General features: G+C 57.3%; 19 protein-coding genes and 1 tRNA gene. 6 read left to right on the top strand and 14 right to left on the bottom strand.

The features are described from left to right. Positions 1 to 368: 368 nt before the first annotated feature. Together HMPREF3158_RS08025 and HMPREF3158_RS08020 are read right to left on the bottom strand one after the other, a co-directional pair. On the bottom strand, positions 369 to 2,519 hold the full coding sequence (locus HMPREF3158_RS08025) for a LamG-like jellyroll fold domain-containing protein (protein ID WP_062037434.1): 2,151 nt from the start codon (positions 2,517 to 2,519) through the stop codon (positions 369 to 371). Positions 2,520 to 2,666: 147 nt separating this feature from the next. Continuing rightward, positions 2,667 to 2,748: transfer RNA gene (locus tag HMPREF3158_RS08020), tRNA-Leu, on the bottom strand. A 94-nt stretch (positions 2,749 to 2,842) separates the two neighbouring features. Between HMPREF3158_RS08020 and HMPREF3158_RS08015 the strand changes: the two genes are divergently transcribed. Continuing rightward, complete coding sequence (locus HMPREF3158_RS08015; RefSeq protein WP_061924384.1) at positions 2,843 to 3,256, top strand: hypothetical protein; 414 nt, start codon at positions 2,843 to 2,845, stop codon at positions 3,254 to 3,256. An 11-nt stretch (positions 3,257 to 3,267) separates the two neighbouring features. Beyond that, entirely contained in the window at positions 3,268 to 3,612 is a 345-nt protein-coding gene (locus tag HMPREF3158_RS08010; protein WP_062037431.1) for a DUF3817 domain-containing protein, read from the top strand. Between the two features lie 50 nt (positions 3,613 to 3,662). Here the strand turns inward: HMPREF3158_RS08010 and rdgB are convergent, their stop codons facing one another. From rdgB to clpS, 8 genes are all read right to left on the bottom strand, one after another. After that, positions 3,663 to 4,265, bottom strand: coding sequence for an RdgB/HAM1 family non-canonical purine NTP pyrophosphatase (gene rdgB, locus HMPREF3158_RS08005; RefSeq protein ID WP_062037428.1), 603 nt, complete (start codon positions 4,263 to 4,265; stop codon positions 3,663 to 3,665). Continuing rightward, entirely contained in the window at positions 4,259 to 4,987 is a 729-nt protein-coding gene (rph, locus tag HMPREF3158_RS08000; RefSeq protein WP_061924392.1) for a ribonuclease PH, read from the bottom strand. Before rph ends, rdgB begins: the two co-directional genes overlap by 7 nt. A gap of 13 nt (positions 4,988 to 5,000) precedes the next feature. Then, positions 5,001 to 5,768 (bottom strand): MBL fold metallo-hydrolase, encoded by a 768-nt coding sequence (locus HMPREF3158_RS07995; RefSeq protein ID WP_070498005.1) that lies wholly within the window; start codon positions 5,766 to 5,768, stop codon positions 5,001 to 5,003. Positions 5,769 to 5,848: 80 nt separating this feature from the next. After that, positions 5,849 to 6,625 carry a glutamate racemase gene (gene murI / locus HMPREF3158_RS07990; RefSeq protein WP_062037423.1) on the bottom strand — a complete coding sequence of 259 codons (777 nt, stop codon included), beginning with the start codon at positions 6,623 to 6,625 and terminating at the stop codon, positions 5,849 to 5,851. Continuing rightward, the gene (locus HMPREF3158_RS07985; protein WP_062037420.1) at positions 6,626 to 7,267 is read right to left on the bottom strand and encodes a rhomboid family intramembrane serine protease; all 642 of its coding nucleotides are present in this window, start codon (positions 7,265 to 7,267) and stop codon (positions 6,626 to 6,628) included. Between the two features lie 13 nt (positions 7,268 to 7,280). Next, the gene (locus tag HMPREF3158_RS07980) at positions 7,281 to 8,216 is read right to left on the bottom strand and encodes a P1 family peptidase (protein WP_201057371.1); all 936 of its coding nucleotides are present in this window, start codon (positions 8,214 to 8,216) and stop codon (positions 7,281 to 7,283) included. Between the two features lie 3 nt (positions 8,217 to 8,219). Next, the gene (locus tag HMPREF3158_RS07975; protein WP_070498003.1) at positions 8,220 to 8,756 is read right to left on the bottom strand and encodes a DUF2017 domain-containing protein; all 537 of its coding nucleotides are present in this window, start codon (positions 8,754 to 8,756) and stop codon (positions 8,220 to 8,222) included. Between the two features lie 14 nt (positions 8,757 to 8,770). Then, on the bottom strand, positions 8,771 to 9,109 hold the full coding sequence (clpS, locus tag HMPREF3158_RS07970) for an ATP-dependent Clp protease adapter ClpS (protein WP_201057369.1): 339 nt from the start codon (positions 9,107 to 9,109) through the stop codon (positions 8,771 to 8,773). A gap of 101 nt (positions 9,110 to 9,210) precedes the next feature. Here clpS and HMPREF3158_RS07965 point away from each other — a divergent pair, with 101 nt between their 5' ends. The 4 genes from HMPREF3158_RS07965 to HMPREF3158_RS07955 all read left to right on the top strand — a co-directional run bounded on the left by HMPREF3158_RS07965 (position 9,211) and on the right by HMPREF3158_RS07955 (position 13,886). Further along, positions 9,211 to 10,551: a nicotinate phosphoribosyltransferase gene (locus tag HMPREF3158_RS07965; protein WP_141741031.1), complete on the top strand. Its 1,341-nt coding sequence runs from the start codon at positions 9,211 to 9,213 to the stop codon at positions 10,549 to 10,551. 188 nt (positions 10,552 to 10,739) lie between these two features. After that, positions 10,740 to 11,669: a hypothetical protein gene (locus HMPREF3158_RS13190; RefSeq protein WP_070498000.1), complete on the top strand. Its 930-nt coding sequence runs from the start codon at positions 10,740 to 10,742 to the stop codon at positions 11,667 to 11,669. Continuing rightward, on the top strand, positions 11,594 to 11,758 hold the full coding sequence (locus HMPREF3158_RS13395; RefSeq protein WP_371326205.1) for an HNH endonuclease signature motif containing protein: 165 nt from the start codon (positions 11,594 to 11,596) through the stop codon (positions 11,756 to 11,758). Before HMPREF3158_RS13190 ends, HMPREF3158_RS13395 begins: the two co-directional genes overlap by 76 nt. Before the next feature lie 145 nt (positions 11,759 to 11,903). Beyond that, positions 11,904 to 13,886 (top strand): ATP-dependent DNA helicase, encoded by a 1,983-nt coding sequence (locus HMPREF3158_RS07955; RefSeq protein WP_371326203.1) that lies wholly within the window; start codon positions 11,904 to 11,906, stop codon positions 13,884 to 13,886. On the opposite strand, the gene HMPREF3158_RS07950 is transcribed toward HMPREF3158_RS07955, so the two are convergent. From HMPREF3158_RS07950 to nrdF, 4 genes are all read right to left on the bottom strand, one after another. Beyond that, positions 13,855 to 14,541, bottom strand: coding sequence for a peptidyl-tRNA hydrolase (locus HMPREF3158_RS07950; protein WP_062039357.1), 687 nt, complete (start codon positions 14,539 to 14,541; stop codon positions 13,855 to 13,857). The genes HMPREF3158_RS07955 and HMPREF3158_RS07950 overlap by 32 nt on opposite strands. A gap of 34 nt (positions 14,542 to 14,575) precedes the next feature. Then, positions 14,576 to 15,781 (bottom strand): phosphoserine phosphatase SerB, encoded by a 1,206-nt coding sequence (gene serB / locus HMPREF3158_RS07945; RefSeq protein ID WP_062039360.1) that lies wholly within the window; start codon positions 15,779 to 15,781, stop codon positions 14,576 to 14,578. A 171-nt stretch (positions 15,782 to 15,952) separates the two neighbouring features. Then, positions 15,953 to 17,647 carry an aa3-type cytochrome oxidase subunit I gene (gene ctaD, locus HMPREF3158_RS07940; RefSeq protein WP_062037405.1) on the bottom strand — a complete coding sequence of 565 codons (1,695 nt, stop codon included), beginning with the start codon at positions 17,645 to 17,647 and terminating at the stop codon, positions 15,953 to 15,955. Between the two features lie 404 nt (positions 17,648 to 18,051). Continuing rightward, positions 18,052 to 19,041, bottom strand: a complete 990-nt coding sequence (nrdF, locus tag HMPREF3158_RS07935) for a class 1b ribonucleoside-diphosphate reductase subunit beta (protein ID WP_061924418.1) — start codon at positions 19,039 to 19,041, stop codon at positions 18,052 to 18,054. Positions 19,042 to 19,168: the final 127 nt, after the last annotated feature.

Raw genomic sequence — 19,168 nt, 5'->3', positions numbered from 1 at the left:
TTGTCTCCAATTTTAGGAGCCGTGACTACACCCTCCTACTTGAGCAATTGTGTAACAGAGCACATCCGTGTTTATTCGATGCCCGCGCAGGTCATCAATTTCATAAAAGACGGACATACCGTTTAGATCGGGGGTAAATTGCCCCCGATCGTAAGCTTCCCCACATCGCATTGATAGCTTTTTTATCAGCGATTTCCGAATTACCTGCCGATCGGAAGAAAACCATTGTTGCGAATTTCTATAGCTAAACACCAGCTCAGATTCTTAATGCACATTGTGTTTATTTACTTCAGCAACAGGATAAATCGGGCACAAAATCACATTCTGCGCCCGATTGTTTCCACTTCCGATCGCGATTTTCGCAAGCTTTAGAAAGGCAACCGTGGCAGCGGAATTCCCAATGTTCGGCTCAAGAAATTCGCCAGCGCAAAGCCTCCACCGACTACCGCCAAAAGGCCCACCACCACCGCGGCTAGGACGCCGCCGCTACTCGACGCCCCGCTCGACAGGCCCGCCGCAGAGCCAGTGGAAGACCCAGATGCCGATCCCGAAGCCGATCCGTTGGCAGATGCATCAGCATCATGATCCCGAGCAGTTAGCCACTGTTCCTTATCCAGCACGCCGCTGCTCAGACGGGTCTCGCCGATCCAGCCGTACCACGGGTCTTGTGGGTGGCCTTCTCCGCGGCCTGCGCCCATTACCCACTGCAGGTCACGCGGCAACAGCCCCTCCGCTCCCTTGGCATTACGCAAAATCGGCGCACCGTTGATGAACATCTCCACGGTGTCCTTTTCTGGGTCGTTGACCACAGCAATGTGCATCCACTCGTCCTTCGGCACCTCGTGCGACCACACAGTCGAGCCGCTTCCTTCTTCCGGCTCTGCCCACCAGCGCAACTCCCGCAAGTTCGACACACCGAACATCACGGTGGGATCAGTATCCGTCGAGCCCGGTACTAACTTGGAAATCTGCGAATCCCGCGAAATCGCACTGCCCCAGCCATGCTTTTCGCCATCAAAGTCCTCCGGCAGCTTCACAAAAGACTCAAAGGTATAGCCCGAATCGGAATCAAAGCGATTAATAGCTGCATCCTTGGCCGACTTAAACTCCGCAGTCGTAGGTTTGCCGGCCGGGTCAGCCCAATAAAGCGAGCCGCTATCCGACGACAATGGGTGATGGTCCGAGCTATACGTCACCCGGTCTGCGCCAACGACGCCGCCTTCACGATGCAAGTCACCCTCACCCGCAATATCCGGAATGATGGTGCCAGCGCCGGCAGGTGCGCCGTCGTTAAGCGCTGCACCTTCCTTGTCCTTTGCCTCACCTGGACGCCAATGGAAGACAGTGTTGTCATTTTTCACAAAGTCATCCGGACCCTGCGGAAGCTCATCGGCCTTAATTTCGTATGGCCGATAACCGGCAGACACGATATCGCGCGCCTCCTGCGCCAAATCGCCATTGTTTTCATCACCGACCTGGAACTGCGGGTCAAAATCAGCGAAGCGTTCCGCGAAATTGAACGGAATCTTGTAACTATCGCCCTTGCCCTCCAAAATCAGCTCATCGAATTGCGTGAGTTCTTCCTGGGGCTTCTGCGCGACCCATGGCGAAAGCGCTGCCATCTCGAGTTCGTTGCCGGTGAGATCAAACTCAAGGACGCCCAAAAGGCCGTTTCCGCCCTGATAGGCCATCTGATAATCCTGCAAGATAGCTACAACATCGTGTCCGTAGTCGTTCTTGTCCACTCGGTAGCCTGCGCCATGGTGATGACCACCCATGGTGAGGAAAATCTGGTCGTTTTTACTGATGAAATCGTCCCACAAGTGCTTGCCATAATCGTCTGAATAGAAAACCTCACCGGAGCCATCAATGTTCAAGACCTCATGGGTAGTCAGGATTACCGGAAGGTCAGGGTGTTCATCGATAGCCTGCTGCGCCCAATCCAGCACCTCGTTGTTGGCGCGCCATGCAAGGGCCAAGACCAAATACTCTTGGCCTTCGGCTTCAAAAATGTGGTACTCGGAATCAGAATCGACCCCAGTGAAGCGTTCCTGGAACGTCGAGTTGGCCTCCTTGGCGCGGTCAGCCCCAAACCACTGGTTGAAAGGCTGGTAGGAAGCATCGCCGGTCAGGTCGTGATTGCCAGGAAGGATGGAGTAGTTAAGATCCGACTGGTCGAGCGTACGCATCGCCTCGTCGGCGACCTTCCACTCCCCTTCCACATCAGACTGGTCCACGACATCGCCCAAGTGAGTAGCAAACTGCATATTTAGGGCGTCTTTGTTTTCCGCAAGCCATTCGGTTTGCGCCCGATAAGGCTCACTTCCGTAGCGCTCCTGCGCGAGGTTGCCAGTCTCAGGGGTGGAATAGCGAGAGTAGAACTGCGTATCGGGAAGCACGCCGAGTGTAAAGCGTGAGCCTTCCGAAGCAGACTGCGCCAGCGCATGTGGGGCAACGAGGCTGCTTGCGCACAGCGAAGAGATAACAAGAATGCCGATTTTACGATGCGAGAGGACCATGAATTTTCTCCGTATGAGATTCCGAGGGGACCTCAAGAGCCTAAGAAACTTAGGTTGCGAAAGTATTACCTTCACGTGAAATGTTCATGGCGCCAAGAAATAAGCCCTGAACGGCAAAAAGCCTCCGTGTGACACGGAGGCTAAGCGTGCGCCCGGAGAGACTTGAACTCTCACGTCATAAGACACTAGAACCTAAATCTAGCGCGTCTGCCAATTCCGCCACGGGCGCTTGCAACGAAAGTAGTTTACATGTTTTCTACGCCCACGCTAAAACTGGCGCACCCGAATCCAGTTTTTTGTTTGTGTTGAGTAGGCTGTTACGGGTGAGTAATAACAAAGCGCCAAAGCGGCAGAAGCTGAAAGTGCGATGGTGGCATATCGTCCTCATCGCGTTTTTCGTGGTGCTCTTTTTATTGCTCGCCTACTGGCAGTGGACGCGCTTCCGCTCCGGCTCCGGCACCTTCCAAAATTTAGGCTATGCCTTCCAATGGCCACTCTTCGCTGTCTTTGTGGTTTATGCGTATAAGACCGCCCTAGGTTATGAAAATGAGCGCATCGAGGCAGAGAACGAAGCCGCCGAAATGGGTGTCACGGACTACCAGCACCAAGCAAAGTCCGAGCAAGGCGAAGTCACTAAGATCGATGAGGACTTCTTGCCGCAGCGCCCACAGATGGACGTAGAAACCTTTAACGCCTTAAACCAACAGCGCCGCAGGCGTGGCGACGACCAGAATTAGAAAGTAGGGCCATGACTAACCAAATCCACCCAGACCGTAAGGCCCGCATCCGCGGCCCACTCAAGTTCTTTTCCATCGCCGCAACCGTGACCGGTATCTTCCTACTTCTCTTGGTTGCGCGCATGGTTCTCGAGTACATCGTCGGCGTGGAGATTCCGCACTGGGGCCTCTACATTGCCCAGGCCCACGGCGTGGCTTACATGATTTACTTGCTTTCGATTCTCATCCTCGGCCCGCGTGCGCTGTGGCCGGCAGGCAAGCTCATCACTACTGCCCTAGCCGGCGTTGTGCCTTTCCTATCCTTCTGGATGGAATACAAGCGACGCCGCGAAGTCACCGAGCAATTCCAGCTTTAAGCTAGAAAAGGCCCAGCATCTGCTGGGCCTTAAGTGTATCCGGGGTAAAGCTACGCCAGCTTGGCGATGGCGCTAGTAAGCTGCGCCAGCGCACGCCCGCGGTGGGAAACCGCGTTCTTTTCCTCCGGGCTCATTTGCGCCGAGGAGCGCTGCTCGCCCTCCGGCTGGAAAAGCGGGTCATAGCCGAAGCCATTCTCGCCCTTTGGTGCGCGCAGCAGCATTCCTGGCCACCGGCCCTCAGCCACGTGTTCCGCGCCGTCTGGCGTGACCAATGCGCACACGGAGACAAAGGCGGCTTGGCGGCGTTCGTCGGGAACATCAGCCATCTGTGCGAGAAGCAGCTCGTTGTTGGCTTGGTCATCGCCGTGCTGGCCAGACCAGCGCGCGGAGAGCACGCCCGGCATTCCATTGAGCTCTTCGACGGCGATACCCGAGTCATCCGCAATCGTGGCGATACCAGTATTGGCAACGCCAGCACGGGCTTTAATCAGTGCGTTATCGGCAAACGTGCGTCCGTCCTCCACCGGTTCGTCATACGCCGGCACAGCGGAAAGTGGTAGCAGCTCGACGCCTTCGATTCCCGCGTCTGCGAGGATGCGTTCGAGCTCGCCAAGTTTCTTCTTATTATTCGATGCGACGAGAAGCTTTACCATCCCAAAGCAGCCTTCTGCGCAGCAATCAGCTCGGTGCAGCCCTTCTGTGCCACATCCAGCATGGAGTTCAGCTCAGCGCGGCCGAACAAGCCGTGTTCGCCGGTGCCCTGAATCTCCACGAAGTCGCCGCCTTCCTGCATCACCACGTTCAGGTCGACCTCCGCGCGGGAATCTTCTTCATAAGGCAGGTCGAGGCAAATCTCGCCATCGATGATGCCCACGGATACCGCGGCGATTGGGTCCAGCAGCGGCTCGCCCGGCACGACGCCCTCGGACTTCAGGTACTCGATAGCATCTGCCAAGGCCACGTACGCACCGGTAATCGAAGCCGTGCGGGTACCGCCGTCTGCCTGCAGAACGTCGCAGTCGAGCTGGATGGTGTTCTCGCCCAGCTCGGAAAGGTCCACGGCAGCACGCAGAGAGCGCCCGACCAAGCGGGAAATCTCGTGGGTACGGCCCTTGACTTTGCCCTTCATGGACTCGCGAGGCATTCGGTCGTGCGTTGCTGCCGGCAACATCGAGTACTCAGCGGTCAACCAGCCCTCGCCGGAGTCCTTCTTAAAGCGCGGCACGCCAAACTCCACGGAGGCGGTGCACATCACGCGGGTGTTGCCAAACTCGACGAGCACGGAACCTGCCGGGTTGGTGGTGAAGTTACGGGTAATACGCACGCTTCGCATTTGGTCTAGCGCGCGACCATCAGCACGAGAAAAATCAGTCATGCACCCAAGGGTACTAGAGCTCAAACTCCATGCCCGGCGCGCCCAAGACGATCTCGCCGTCGAACTCCGCCTGCGCTGCACGCAGGGTTTCCGAGCTATCGCCCCATGGCTGGAGGTGGACGAGCACCAGTTTAGCAACGCCCGCCTCCCGCGCCACGCGGCCAGCCTCCGCGCCCGACATATGCATGTTGGGAGCCTTGCCTTCCGACGTCGCGCCCCATGCGGCCTCGCAGAGGAAGAGGTCGACGTCGCGGGCAGCATCGACAAGCGCGGGGGTTGGGCAGGTATCGCCGGAGTAAGTAATGGTCTTACCGGTCTTCGCATGCTCCATGCGCAACGAATACGTCTCTACTGGGTGAATGACCTTAAAAGGAGTCATATAAACGTCATCGATGAGCTGACGCTCGCGGTCTACCCACGGGGAAAAGGCGAAGGTATCCGACATATCGTCGACACCGTCGACTTCGTCAGAGGAAAGACGACCCAGGTGCTGTGGCGTATAAGACGGCCCAAGGCAAAAATTACGCGAAGGCGCAGGTGCCGTGGGATGGAAGCGACGCCATACCATCAACGAGGGAAAGTCCATGCAGTGGTCGGCGTGAAGATGGCTAAATGCGACATGCGCATCGCAGGGGTCTTGGACTTCTTGCAGGCGCGCCAAAGTTCCAGGCCCCATATCCATCACGATTGATGGCGCATCAGGAAAGGACACCAGATACCCAGAGGCGGCGTTTCCCGGGACTGGGACGGAGCCGGAACAGCCAAGAATCGTCAGCTTCATGTGTCCAATAGTTCCACGAAACCTTCCCGATTGCTGGGATTGGGGTGAAAAAGACGTGAAACCGTGTCACGCGCGGTAGGTCACAATTGCGGGCCTAAGAAGCGGGAAGCCAAACGTGAAAAGGTCTCTGGGTCACCGGTCGATTCAAATTTACGGATCGGAGTGGCGTCTTCCGGCGCCAGCATGTCGGTTTCAGTAAGGATACGCATGACGTCCTTGGCTGTTTCTTCTGCAGAAGAAACGAGGGTGACGGATTCGCCCATGGCCAGCTGGATGACGCCAGTCAGCAGTGGGTAATGCGTGCAGCCGAGCACCAGGGTGTCGACACCCGCGGACTGCAGCGGTGCGAGGTAGCCCTCAGCGACGCCGAGAATCTGGCGGCCGGCAGTAATCCCCCGCTCGACAAAACCTACAAAGTCCGGACACGCCACCGCATGCGCCTCGATGTGTGGGTTGACAGCGAAAAGGTCTTGATAGGCACCAGAGTTCACGGTGCCCTCAGTACCGATAACGCCGATTTTGCCATTGCGTGTAGTCGCGATGGCGCGTCGGACTGCCGGGCGGATGACCTCAACAACTGGGATGTCATAGCGCTCGCGGGCATCGTGCAAGAAGGCCGCCGTGGCGGTATTGCAAGCGATGACGATCATCTTGCAGCCGCGTTCTACGAGTTCATCTGCAATGGCGGTAGATAGCTCGCGCACCTCAGCGATGGGACGCGGGCCGTACGGCGAATGCGCAGTATCTCCAATGTAGATGATGGACTCGTTGGGCAGCTGCTCAATGATCGTTCGCGCAACCGTGAGTCCGCCCACGCCGGAATCGAAAATACCGATCGGGGATGCAGCGGATGCCATTTACTTCTTCGCCACCTTCACTGGGTCGTCGGAAGTGATAATCATACCCGCAGCGATACCACCGATCGCGCCGAAGAGGTGCCCTTGCCACGAGACTCCCTCATAGACCGGCAGCACGCCCCACACCAAGCCCGAATAAGCAAAACCGAGGAATACGCCCAATGCCGTTTGGGCGAAAGAACGGTTAAACAGGCCACGTACGATGAGATAGCTCAGCCAGCCATAAACCAAAGAAGAAGCACCGATGTGCGAGGTACCAGGCCCGCCGAGGAGCCAAGTGCCAATGCCGGCAATCAGCACCGTGATGATCGTGACCTCCCACCAGGCTTTCCGGCCAGAAAGACCAATGAGGAAGCAAAAGATAGCGCCCGGCACCGAATTGCCGATGAGATGCTCAAAGTTCGCATGCAGCAACGGCGCCGTAAAGATGCCCCAGATACCGTTGAAATCCAGCGGGTGGATGCCGTAGTTGGCCAAGTTGCCATTAAAAAGCACGTAGTTGACCAACTGCACGGCCCATTCCACAACCAAAAAGGCCACGGCAATCCCCAGGCCTGTGCGGATGCGTCCGCCGCGTGTGTAATTTTTTGAATCGCCACGATTTTTCAAAGCGGTAGAACGCGAGGAATCACCTGAAGTCATAATGGCAATAACTTTAGTCCAGCATGGAGCTATAGGCCTCTAAGCCCAGGCCAGGAGCCGCTTTCACGATTGCCTCGACTATCGCTTGTTCGACAACCCCCGCCGCAGCATCGCATAGCGCCGCTTGCGTCGCGGTATCAACCCCACCGTTTTCCGTGGCAGTCGACAGCGCGAAAAGCGTGTCCCCGTCCAACGGCGAATGCGCCGGACGCACTGCCCGAGCGATACCGTCATGGCCCACCATGGCCAAGCGCTTGGCTTGAGCCTTGGTTACCGGGGCGTCGCAAAACACTGCTCCAATCGTGGTGTTGAGCTTGGACTCCGCGGGGTGCTGCAGCTGGCCGAAACGCGCGACGTCGATAGGCGCGGCATGCGGCGCACCAAATAGGCGCCCAGTCTCTGCGTCCACAACGTTGCCCACTGGGTTCGCTACCACCACGGCACCAACCGTAAACTGCCCCATCGGCGTGCGTACCTGCTGCTCCGTCAAGCCCAAACCGCCGCGAAGCTTGCCAGCAGTAGCGCCCACACCAGCGCCTACGCTGCCCGTCGAATCATCATGTTCCGCAATAGCGCGCCGCACCGCCTCCGCTCCATCAGCTGCTGTGGGGCGCTCAGCACCAACAAGGAGATCGAAAATCACCGCCGCCGGCACAATCGGCACCCGCGGACCAGGCTTGTCCTCACCCAGCACAGGGAAACCGATGCCTTGGGAAGCTAGCTCGTTCATCACGCCGTCGGCAGCCGCGAGCCCAAAAGCAGAACCGCCAGCCAAAGTGATGGCATGCACGCGCTCAACGGTGTTGTGTGGCTCGAGGAGATCCGTCTCCCGCGTGCCTGGGCCGCCGCCACGAACGTCGACGCTCGCGAGCGCACCTTCGGCGCCGCAATATAAAACCGTGACGCCAGTGTCATGCCTGCTGACATGGCCAATGGAGATAAGCGCCATGATCTAGTCCATCAACACCTGCAGCAGGGAATCTTGGCAATAAGCCAACCATTCCACGAGCATGTCGCGGTCCTCGCTCATCGATTCCTCCGGGACATCGCCTGCAGCCACAAACAAACGCAGATCGTTCAAACCCGCAAGGAAGGCATGTGCTTCTTCCTCGCTGATAGTGACCTCCACGCCGCCCGTAGGACCCAGCGCGGTGTTGATAACCTGCAGGTTCTTCAGCTTTGCGCGTGCGATGTCGTTTTCATGCAAAGAACGCAGAAGAGAGTTATCGCCTTCGTATTCCTCATCTCCTGGCTTCTCAAAGTCAGGGAAAAGACGAGCCAAGGAAGGGTCTTCCGGCGCCTCCGTATGCCCGGTTGGCATATCCAGCATCTGCGCAAGCTCATCCTGCGGGGCAGACTGAGCACGGGCAATAATCACCTCAGAGACGGTAGAGGTGAGGTCACCTAAAACCTCGCGCTCCATCGGCTCCAAAATGGTGGTGTAACGCACCGCGCGCATCAGCGACTTCTTCTTTTTCCAAGCCTGCATCTGACTGTGCCTTCCTAGCCTGCCTGCTGCATAGTGGCCCACAGACCAGCAATCTGCAGCTTCTTTACGTCTGCCTCGACTTTGTCGCGCTCGCCCGTCGATACCGCAGCCTTGCCCTCAGTATGGACCTGCATCATCAGCTCGTTTGCGCGCATTTTGTCGTAGCCCAAAACCGTCTGGAAGACGTAGGAAACGTAGCTCATCAGATTGACTGGGTCGTCCCAAACAATGCACATCCAAGGGAGGTTTTCGCTGGTTGCAACATCGACCTCGATGGCCTCATCTAATTCCGGAGTGGCCATGGGCGACCCCAGGCGGACAGAACCACCAGGTAGAGCAAAGTGCGCATTCATGCCTTCTACCCTATCGAAATTTCTACACATGCATTAAAAGATTAAAGGAGTAATCGCTGCTAAGAAGTTGGCCGCTAGGTACCATTTCCGATGTGACTAACATCGCCGAACATACTTTTCCCTCCGACCCTGACCGCTCCACAGCGCTGCTGACCGATAAGTACGAGCTGACTATGCTCCAAGCAGCGCTCAAAGACGGTTCCGCGCACCGCCAAGTGACCTGCGAAGTTTTTGCCCGTCGGCTGCCCAATGAGCGGCGTTATGGCGTGGTCGCCGGCACTGAGCGTGTGCTACGTGCGGTTCGAGATTTCCAGTTCACCGCACAGCAGCTGGCGCAGATGGACTTTCTCGATGAGCAGACCAAAGAGTACCTGCGCAACTACCGCTTTTCCGGTCACATCGACGGCTACCGCGAGGGCGAGATTTATTTCCCTAACACTCCCCTGCTTACCGTTCGGGGTACCTTCGGCGAGTGCCTAATCCTAGAGACCGTCATCCTGTCAATCATGAACTCCGACTCGGCAGTGGCGTCGGCAGCCTCGCGAATGGTTACCGCTGCAGATGGGCGCCCCATCATTGAAATGGGCTCCCGCCGCACCCACGAATATGCCGCAGTCACCGCTGCCCGCGCCGCCTACCTGGCGGGCTTCAACGCCACCTCGAATCTGGAGGCCGGATACCGCTACGACATACCCGTCTCTGGCACCGCTGCCCACGCTTGGACACTAGCGCACGTCAACAAGGATGGCTCACACAATGAGGAAGCAGCGTTTCGCTCCCAGATTGAAACGCTCGGAGTCGATACCACCCTCTTGGTCGATACCTATGACATCACCAAGGGTGTCGAAACCGCAGTGAAAGTAGCTGGTCCGCAGTTGGGCGGAGTACGTATCGATTCCGGCGATCTCGGCCCAGTTACCCGCCGCGTGCGCAAACAACTCGACGACCTAGGCAACCACAACACCAAGATTGTGGTCTCCTCCGACCTCGACGAGTTCGCCATCGCGGGCCTACGTGGCGATCCGGTTGACGTCTACGGCGTGGGCACCTCCGTCGTTACCGGCTCCGGCGCGCCAACTGCCGGCATGGTCTACAAGGTCGTTGAGGTAGAGGGCCATCCGGTGGCAAAGCGTTCTTCTTCGAAGCAATCGCAAGGCGGCGCCAAGCGTGCTTTGCGCACCTACCGCTCCACAGGTGTCGCGGTCGAGGAGATTGTGCTGCCTTTCGACGCCGCGGATCCTGACACTGGCACTCTTTCCACCCGCGAGATGACAGTCCCGCTAATGCGTGACGGAGAGATTGTCGAGGGACTGCCCAACCTGCACCAGGCCCGCGAATATCGTGCCCAAGCGATTACCACCCTGCCGTGGGAAGGCCTTGCGCTTACTCGTGATGAGCCGGCAGTTCCAACCCGCCTGGTGGGATTTCCCGAGCACTCCTAATACCGCTGGCAAAGCCACAGCTGAGTTGCGAAAACTGCAATGAACGTAGCACAGCTGTGGATAACTTTGTTGACGAATAAACGAAGCTGACCGGGCGGCTAGGCACCAGACTAGACCAGCCGCGAGTTATCCACAGGCAGAAAAATGCCTCTTGTTTTGTCTTCCTGGCAGCCCCTACTGTCAGGGCTATGACAACCACGCACCCACCGCTTATCGCAGCGTTGCGGCTCGACGTCACCAGCCTTGAGCCCATCGCTGGTCTAGACGTCCGCGCTCTCACGCGCATGGGTGTAAGCCGTGTCGATGCAACCATGGCCGTGCGCCTCGCCGAGGTTTATTACGGAAAGACTCATGCCACACGCCTCCAGGCCGCAGCCCGCGCAAATGCTCAGTCCCAAGGCCATAGCCTGCGCGTTCTAGAGAAGATCGAGGGCAAACTAGCGAAGGTACGCAACTCCTGGCAGATACGCGCTCGCCTTTGTGCCACACCGGAGCACCTTATCGACGCCACCGCCCGCAAACTCATCAAGAAGCCACCGCGGAAACCACGCGCCAGCTTTTCCCACGGCGCGAACGGATGGATGCGGCTGGCCATTACCACCGACAAACCTTGGCTGAAGGATGCTCTCCAGCGGATCACCGGCCTTAGCGATTCCGTTACCCCTAGTGAGTCGGCAATCCTAAGAGGCTTCGAAAAATTAGGACGGGGTGAGGCCTCGCTTAACGACGTCGCTCCTGCCCCAGCGCGTGTAGCCAACGTCATCATTACGCTCGACGAACTCACCCAAATCGCACAAGGCGCTGGCGAAGAAATACAGCTGAGAGCAACCGACGGTACGGTGCGCAACGGCACCGATTTTGTCGCTGAACGCTTAGCCCAGCATGGGCTTGCAACCCTCGTTCATCCGCGGCACGGGCCAGTTAATCAGTACCGTATGCAGCGTTTTGCCAATGCGAAACAAGGGACATGGTGCTTTCGACATTTCCACAATGCGCGCATCCCGGATGTACGATTCCCGGCACAGACTGCCAGGTTGACCACATCACCCCTTGGAAGTCGGGAGGCGAAACAAATGCCGGAAACCTATTGCCCTTGTGTCGTTACCACAACGGCCTGAAAGCAGAACATGCTACTTATCGGCGAACTAAACAAGGCGTTATGTTCATCCCGCCTTTCGCTGAACCCATCGCGTGCCGAGTTGATTAGCCCTAGCCTTTCGAGCTTAGCCCTAGCCTTTCAAGCACAGCTCGAAAGGCCAATTCGGCATGCCTTCAGCATTGCTCCGGCATTGCTGCCGTTGGCTAAGCCTCATGGTTCTTACTTAGTGTGGCAAGTAGCTAGACTGTGTCGAGTGAGCGACCAGCCTTTGAATCAAACCACGGAACTGCTCCTCGATACTGCCGTCGAAGCGCTCGGCGGCGCGCGGCGTGATGGCCAGATGAAGATGGCAAATGCAGTCACGCGCGCGCTCGAGTCAGAGCGCCATCTTGCCGTACAGGCTGGCACAGGTACGGGCAAGTCGCTGGCTTATCTAGTTCCGGCGATCAGACATGCGCAGAACTCCGGGCACACCGTCATCGTCTCAACTGCTACCTTGGCGCTGCAGCGTCAGCTTGTTGAGCGTGACCTTCCGCGATTGGTCGACGCTCTGAAAGCAGTAATGGAAGTTGAGCCCACATTCGCAATCATGAAGGGCCGTTCCAACTACCTCTGTATGAACAAGGTGGCGCGAGCCGAGGAATTGGCGGCGGAAGAAGCCCTGATGGAAGAACAAGAAGTCTCCCGAATGGGTCGGCATATTCAGCGCATCTATGAGTGGGCGGATGAGACCGAATCGGGTGACCGCGACGATCTTGACCCTGGCGTCCCCGACTTAGCTTGGCGCCAAGTTTCTGTCACTTCTGCCGAATGCCTCGGCGCATCGCGTTGCCCGCACGGTGAGGAATGCTTTGCTGAGGCGGCGCGGCGAAAAGCAGCGGATGTCAACATCGTGGTGACGAACCACGCCCTGCTTGCCATCGATGCGGTATCGGATATCAATATTCTCCCCGAGCACGAAGTTGTAATCATCGATGAGGCCCACGAACTCGATGGGCGTATCACCTCGGTGTCTACTGCGGAAATCACCGGTCGTGCAATCAAGATGGCGGCTAACCGCGCCAAATCACTTGGTGCGCAAGGCAAAGACCAAAGGCTTTCGCAGATGGCCGATGAATTCGTGATGCTTCTGGGCGAGTTTCCGCCCGGCCGCTGGATCGATATGCCGGACAATGCCAAGCAACAGTTGACCTCTTTGGGCGATACCCTGCGTGATTGCAAAGAAGCCATCGCTCGCGCGCCTGAAGGTGAGCAGGCGAATGATCCAGAAACCTTCGCCGAACGCCAGAACTTGGCCAATCACTTGGTCACTATGTCTGAGGCAGTTGCCCGTATTCTGGATGTCTTCGCCACCGGTGATCCTTCCGCGCAGGAGGACGTGGTGTGGGTAGAGCGCGATGAGCGTTCGATGATCGATGCGTTGGCTGTAGCTCCCTTATCCATCGCCGGAATGCTGCACGAGAAACTCTTCGGTGAGCAAACTGTTGTGCTTACCTCGGCGACCCTCGCGCTAGGTGGCCGCTTCGATGCCATGGCCGCGCAATGGGGCATGCCGAAGGGAACGTGGGATTCCCTCGATGCGGGCACGCCTTTTGATCCTGCGAAGAAGGGAATCCTTTACGTGGCCAAGCACTTGCCGCAGCCTGGCCGCGATGGGCTTGCTCCAGAGACACTCGAGGAAATGCGTGAGCTCATCATGGCCGCAGGCGGCCGGACCCTCGGGTTATTCTCCTCGCGACGCGCTGCAGAGCAGGCGGCACAGGAACTCAAAGCCAAGCTCCCTTTCGATATTTATGTCCAAGGTGAAGACTCAATTGGAGCGCTTGTCGATAAATTCAGCAAGAACGAAAATTCTTGCCTCTTCGGTACGCTCACGCTCTGGCAGGGCGTCGACGTGCCGGGGCCTTCCTGCTCGCTCGTGCTGATTGACCGCATCCCCTTCCCCCGCCCCGATAATCCCCTCATGCAAGCGCGTACCGAGGCCGCGCAGGCAGCAGGGCGCAGTGGGTTCATGGAGGTATCTGCAACTCATGCGGCACTGCTCATGGCACAGGGAGCTGGGCGGTTATTGCGCTCGATCAATGACCGCGGCGTCGTCGCAGTCTTGGATAACCGCCTCGAAACCAAACGCTACGGCGGATTCCTGAAAGCATCCATGCCGCGTTTTTGGACAACAACCAATTCCGGGACTGTAAAAGAAGCCCTTAAACGGCTCGTGGCAGCGCGCACACAGTAGCAGAGTCAGGGGCGACCTCAGTAAAGCCGGCGTCGCGAATGACAACGGCATTAGGGTGCGCGCAGGCTTCTTGGAAGTCGGCGTGGCTTACCTCGCGTACTGAAAGCGCGAAGTCGCGCTCAGCCCACGCCTGCGCCTCGTCGAGGCTCATTGTCGCCGCAAGCATCATCGACCCATGCCCCACCTGGGCCGCTGCTTTACCGACCGACATTCCTAGCGAACCATCGACGTAAATAACCGGCGTATCCGGTAATGCTGGGCCTGGTTCGTCCCGCTCTAAGTCGGTGTGACCGATCTGTAGTTTCCGGATGGCCGGTTCAACATCAGCGACCGCAGAAGGCACAAAAGCACGAGCACGATCGCTAACGGTAACGCCAGGTAGCTGTTGGACATCGCTCCATGCTTTGTTCCGCGCGCGGCGTGCGACCTTGCGGATGCGGTGTCCGTACCATTGCGCGAGCGCTGCTGAAAAGGCACCATCCTCGCCGGCGCGCTCATCGAGGCAAACCGCTACCACTGCCTGGGCGGCGGCTTCCAGCACCTCAGTACGGCTCGGAACGGGCTGCTTCGGGATATGCAACGCAATCTGCATTGCTTGAACGGTTTCTGGCTTTGCAGGATCTTCTGGGTCGTCACGCCAGTTGCGCGAGTCCATGGCGCTCACCAGACGTGCATGCGCAACATCAAAGCTAGTCAATTGCAATCTCCTCTGCGGGCACCCCAAGAATCTGGAGAATTTCGTCCATATACGGATGATTGACGGAAGCATCAGCGACTTCTTTAAGCGCAGGTTTCGCATTGAACGCGATTCCAAGGCCCGCAGCAGTGATCATATCGATGTCATTAGCGCCATCCCCAACTGCGACTGTTTGGCTCATCAGGAGACCCGAGTCCGCGGCGAACTCGCGAAGGAACTCTTCCTTCGCCTTTCGGTCAACGACCTTGCCGATAACACGGCCGGTGAGCTTCCCGTCGACGATCTCCAGGGTATTAGCGCGCACATAGTCAAGCTCCAGTTCCTTGGCGAGGGTTTCCAGCACTTGGATAAATCCGCCGGAGACTACAGCAGTGCGATATCCCATCCGCTTTAGGGTTCGCACGGTTGTCCGCGCTCCTGGGGTAAGCTCCAACTGCTGAGCAACTTCGTCGACTACTTCCACGTCCAAGCCAGCCAAAGTAGCTACACGCTCACGAAGAGACTGCTCAAAATCGAGCTCGCCCCGCATTGCCCTTTCGGTTACTGCAGCGACTTCTGCTTCTTTGCCTGCGTGAGCGGCCAACATTTCGATGACCTCTCCTGTGATAAGCGTGGAATCGCAATCGAAGCACACGAGGCGCTTTGCCCTACGCTGCAGGCCTGCTCTCTCGATCGCGATGTCAACGCCAAGCTCCTTCGACAACTGCGCCAAAGCTGCACGGACTGGATCGGCAGAGCCTTCCAAGGTAATGAATAGTTCGAATCCTAAAAGCGGGGAAGTCGACAACCCGCGAATACGATCGATATTCGCATCGAAGTTTGCCAGGCACTGAGCAAGTGATGACATAGTCTGGGCTGATAGCTGCTCCCCCAGAATCACCACCGAGTGAGTCGAACGCGGGCGGGAGCCGGACTCTGCCTCTTCTACAGATAGAGTCACCTGTTGGCTATAGATACTCAACGTATTGCGCAGGCCGTGTTCCAGTTGCGGCAATCTTTCGCCAGCAAGACGGACATAGGCCGAAAGCGAGATGCGGCCCGAAAAGATGGCTTGCTCGACATCGACAAGCTCCGCGCTATGCGAAGAGAGCACTCGGAAGAATGCCGCCGATACGCCAGGCTTATCGGGACCGGAAGTCGTAATCACCGCGAAGGTATCACACGCGGGATCCTTTACGTTGTCAGCTTGATAATCCACTCGGTTAGTATCCCACGCGAATCGATGGAAATGGGAGTAATCGCCAAACATTCGACTTGGATAGTGCCTTGAACGCACAAAACCGCCTCCCCCATTGCCAGTGCAGTTGGGGAGGCGGTTGTCAGGAGTAAAGCGGCTAGCTCTAGTGCTTAACAGTCGGTGCTAAAAGCTCTAGTGGTGGCCGACGTGTGCTTCCTCGCGCATGCGCTTAACCATGTGCGGGTAGTGCAGCTCGAAGGCAGGACGCTCAGAGCGGATACGCGGCAGGGAAACGAAGTTGTGGCGCGGCGGCGGGCAGGAGGTAGCCCACTCGAGGGAGTTACCGTAGCCCCAAGGGTCATCAACGGTAACGATCTCGCCGTAGCGCCAGGACTTGAAGACGTTCCAAACCAGCGGGATAACGGATGCGCCGAGAACGAAGGAGAAGATCGTGGAGATCTGGTTGTAGACGGTGAAGCCATCAGACTCGAGGTAGTCAGCGTAACGACGTGGCATACCCATGTTGCCCACCCAGTGCTGGATAAGGAAGGTGCCGTGGAAGCCGATGAAGGTCAGCCAGAAGTGAATCTTGCCGAGGCGCTCGTCGAGCATGCGGCCGGTCATCTTCGGGAACCAGAAGTACAGACCTGCGAACGCGGAGAACACAACCGTACCGAACAGGGTGTAGTGGAAGTGCGCAATCAGGAAGTAGGACTCAGCAAGGTGGAAGTCCAGTGCCGGGGAAGCGAGCATAACGCCGGTCATACCGCCGAAGAGGAAGGTGGACATGAAGCCCATAGCGAAGATCATCGGGGTATCCCAGGTGATGTGGCCCTTCCACATGGTGCCTACCCAGTTGAAGAACTTAACGCCGGTCGGAACCGCGATGAGGAAGGTCATGAAGGAGAAGAACGGCAGCAGGATAGCGCCGGTAACGAACATGTGGTGCGCCCACACAGCCATGGACAGGGAGCCGATGGCCAGAACCGCGAACACCAGGCCGATGTAGCCAAAGACTGGCTTACGGGAGAAGACCGGAACGACCTCGGAGATAACGCCGAAGAACGGAAGTGCCAGGACGTAAACCTCAGGGTGGCCGAAGAACCAGAAGAGGTGCTGCCACAGGATGGCGCCGCCGTTAGCGGAGTCGTAGATGTGGCCGCCGAGCTTGCGGTCATACAGGATGCCCAGTGCTGCAGAGGTCAGCAGCGGGAAGATCATCAGAACGATGACGGAAGCAGTGAAGATACACCAGGTGAATACCGGCAGGCGGAACATGGTCATGCCAGGCGCACGCAGGGTGAGGATGGTGGTGATCATGTTGACTGCGGAAGCAATGGTGCCAACACCGGTAGCGCCAACACCGACAATCCACATGTCGGCACCGATGCCTGGGGTGTGGACGGCGTCGGCAAGCGGGACGTACATGGTCCAGCCGAAGTCAGCTGCACCGCCCGGGGTGACAAAGCCCAGCAGCATAACGATGCCGCCAGTCAGGGTGATCCAGAAGCCAAATGCGTTCAGACGTGGGAAGGCAACGTCCGGCGCGCCAATCTGCAGCGGCAGGATGTAGTTACCGAAACCCCACACAACGGGAGTTGCGAACAGCAGCAGCATCACAGTGCCGTGCATGGTGAACAGCTGGTTGAACTGCTCGTTGGACAGGAACTGCAGACCCGGGCTGAAAAGCTCAGCACGAATCAACAGGGCCATGAAGCCACCGAGGAAGAAGAAGCTGAAGGACATAATCAAGTACATGATGCCCAGCTGCTTGTGGTCGGTGGTGGTGAGCATTACCCAAGCCTTAGAGCCGGTCTTGGCATTGCCAGTAGGCTCCGGACGAGTTGGCGCGACGTAATCGTCGAGCCTTGGCGCCACAGCGGTCATTAATTTCCTCCTGAAGAACAAGTGTCGTTCACGCCAAAGCCCAAAAATAGGACCTAGCGCCACAACACCTAGGTTTACTCGACTTATATTAGGGGACTTCGCTGTGAAATTTCCAGCTTTCCCCAATGGCCATAGAAGCTAGTTAACCCCGTTTTTAGGCAGTATTTTTCGAAAATTCCCAGCACGACGGCCGCCGGCCGAAAACCTGCCCCAAAACCATTGCGCTTCCGCGTGATTCTCGCCACAAGTTTTTGCGGTTGCCTGGCGTTAAAACGACGAAACGCACCCCCTAAGGTAATCAACCGGAAGATTGATTAATCCTTGGAAGTGCGCGTGGCTCCCAACGCTCAAGAGACACTGTTAAACATGCGACTCAAGGGAGCCAGGTAAAAAGGCGGGGCGAGTTAGAAGTCCCAGTCCTCATCGGTGGTGTCTTCTGCCTTACCAATGACGTAAGAGGAACCAGAGCCAGAGAAGAAGTCATGGTTCTCGTCCGCGTTCGGAGACAACGAAGACAAGATGGCCGGGGAAACCCGGGTCTCGTCTGCCGGGAACAGCCCCTCAAAGCCAAGGTTGTTCAGCGCCTTGTTGGCGTTGTATCGCAGGAAGCGCTTGACGTCTTCGGTCCAACCGAGCTCGTCGTAAAGATCTTCGGTGTAGTCAATCTCGTTGTCGTAGAGATCGTAGAGAAGATCGAAAGTGTATTCCTTAATTTCTGCCTGCTCCGCTTCAGAAAGCTCGTTGTAGCCATTCTGGAACTTGTAGCCGATGTAGTAGCCGTGAACTGCTTCATCGCGGATAATCAGGCGGATGATGTCCGCGGTGTTGGTGAGCTTAGCGCGGGAAGAGAAGTACATCGGCAGATAGAAGCCGGAGTAGAAGAGGAAGGACTCAAGCAAAGTGGAGGCGACCTTCTTCTTCAGCGGATCGGCGCCCTTGTAGTAGGACATGACGATCTTTGCCTTGCGCTGAAGATTCTCGTTTTCCTCCGACCAGCGGAATGCATCGTTGATCATCGGAGTAGAAGCCAGCGTCATAAAGATGTTTGAGTAGGACTTCGCGTGAACGGACTCCATGAAAGCGATGTTGGTGTAGACGGCTTCCTCGTGCGGAGTCTTTGCATCCGGCAGCAAAGAGACAGCACCAACGGTGCCCTGAATGGTGTCGAGGAGGGTAAGACCCGCGAAGACACGCATGGTGGTCTGCTGCTCGTGCTCGGTCAAGGTCTTCCAAGACTGCAAGTCGTTGGAAACAGGCACCTTCTCTGGCAACCAGAAGTTGCCGGTAAGGCGGTCCCAGACCTCGGAATCTTTATCGTCTGGAACGGTGTTCCAGTTAATAGCCTTCACAGGCTCTGCGTGGCTAGCGATGTACTCGTCATACTCGTGCGACACGGTCAGACTCCACCTTCTTCTTAAACGGAATTCATCTTGGGCTAACTGCGGTTAACCATTCTCCGACGAGCATACCATCCTAGGCCCTGCCAACAATGAGCGCTGCAGCTTTAGAAAGCGGTCTAAA

It is taken from the genome of Corynebacterium sp. HMSC06G04 (assembly GCF_001807365.1).
Classification (GTDB): Bacteria; Actinomycetota; Actinomycetes; order Mycobacteriales; family Mycobacteriaceae; genus Corynebacterium; species Corynebacterium simulans.
Note: the sequence above shows the minus strand (reverse complement) of the source record. Positions and strands in the feature narration are given on the sequence as shown.